The sequence below is a fragment of the Streptococcus pseudopneumoniae genome, assembly GCF_001072665.1.
GTDB lineage: Bacteria > Bacillota > Bacilli > Lactobacillales > Streptococcaceae > Streptococcus > Streptococcus pseudopneumoniae_S.
In genome coordinates, this window is sequence record NZ_JVJI01000117.1 from 1 (window position 1) to 1,481 (window position 1,481).

Consider the following 1,481-nt stretch of genomic DNA (forward strand, 5'->3'; position numbering starts at 1 on the left):
AACAGAGAACAAATCCTGAAAAATATAGAAGAAAGTAGACTTGCGAGGGAGAGTTCGAAGTTTGATGACTATCTTCGTAAAGAGTACGCACAACAAGGGAAATATTTCCCAGAGCGGATAACAATGCCAAATGGGAAACGTGCTTATCTTTCAGCAGATGTCTTTGAGGGGAAACAAGTTCCTGTTCGTTCTAGGGACTTTGTGGATGCACAGGGTAAAATCAAATGGCCACCAAAAGGAACAGATGGTTTTGTTTTAGATAGTTCTGGTAACCCTATTACACAATCAGCTGATTTAAAAGCTGGACAAGTGATTGACCGTTTTGGATCAAATGGTGGGCGCTTCGCCAGTCCAGTTGATAACGGAGAGAAATTACCGTTTAATTCAAGAGGTTTGCCTTATCCTGAAGGATATCAGGTCTACCACCAGTATGAAATTGTAAAAGATATTAATTTAGAAAATGTCAAAGCAGGATTTTCTAGGTTATCTGATATTGATAAAATGTCACTTCAAGCTCAACTAGAGCGTTTTGGAAAAACTTTGGAGGATTTAGCGAATCCACAAAAAGGACAAATAGCTAAAGTATTTGGACAAGGAGGAGGAGTACAAATTAAATTTGAAACATCAGTTGAATGGTATGAAAAATTAGGGTTATTGAGAGAGGTAAAATAATGATAAATTTAGATAAAGAGAAAAAAGAACTAATGGAAGAAATTAAATTGTTGGGGTATGAAAGTTTAAGGTTTTCCATTTTCAACGATCATAGACCAGGTGAATGGGAAACTAGAATAGAATATAATCCAGAATTGGAATTGTATGAAGTTTACTCAACAATGGATCGAGCAAGTGCAGGAAGTATTTTTAAGTTTAAAACATTTGAAGAAGCAAAAGAAAAATTTATCCATAATCTGAAGTTAACAGTTTTTATAAATAAAACTTCTGTAGAAAATGGAGAAGTTCCTGAATACTCCTCTCCATTATGGGATAAAATCGATGATTGATATTGAGAATATGAAATGCATAGTTGAACAAGAAATTAAAAAACGTCATTTTGAGAGCTTACATTATGTTCTATTTGATGAACAAAGTAGTCAACCCTGGGCATTTCACTTATTCTATAGAGATGGTAAATTTATGATTAATGGTCGAGATGATAGATCGTATGTGATGGGGAATACGATAGAGTTTACTAGTTTTGAAGATGCCAAAATTGCTTTTTTGGAAAGATTGGAACATTTTGTAAAATCTAATCAATTCAAAGTAAAGATAGGGAAAAAACCATATTATCCTTCTCCCCTCTGGGATGATGTTACAGAATAATAAATAACTCCCCCTTTTATGATAGAATAAATGAAACAAGAGTTTACCGATAAACCATTGGTAAACTCTTGCTTTAAATAGAATTCTCTTCAAAGCCAAGTGAATGCCTACTCCGCCAGCATCTCCTCTGCCCAATCACGGATTACTTCCATCGATGAAAA

At 34.5% G+C, this 1,481-nt stretch carries 3 protein-coding genes; all 3 read left to right on the plus strand.

Annotated elements, in window-relative coordinates:
• A partial coding sequence (locus ADH52_RS11055; protein WP_239682119.1) for a TNT domain-containing protein occupies nt 1–672 on the plus strand: 672 nt, incomplete at its 5' end.
• Nucleotides 672–1,001: an Imm59 family immunity protein gene (locus tag ADH52_RS07330; protein ID WP_049510756.1), complete on the plus strand. Its 330-nt coding sequence runs from the start codon at nt 672–674 to the stop codon at nt 999–1,001. The genes ADH52_RS11055 and ADH52_RS07330, both read left to right, overlap by 1 nt.
• Complete coding sequence (locus ADH52_RS07335; protein WP_049510757.1) at nt 994–1,320, plus strand: Imm59 family immunity protein; 327 nt, start codon at nt 994–996, stop codon at nt 1,318–1,320. The genes ADH52_RS07330 and ADH52_RS07335 overlap by 8 nt, the downstream gene beginning before the upstream one ends.
• Nucleotides 1,321–1,481: the final 161 nt, after the last annotated feature.

What these genes read in the sequence shown, in the direction of transcription:
- ADH52_RS07330 (WP_049510756.1), top strand. Translation starts at nt 672, where the DNA reads ATGATAAATTTAGATAAAGAGAAAAAAGAACTAATGGAAGAAATTAAA.
- ADH52_RS07335 (WP_049510757.1), top strand. Translation starts at nt 994, where the DNA reads ATGATTGATATTGAGAATATGAAATGCATAGTTGAACAAGAAATTAAA.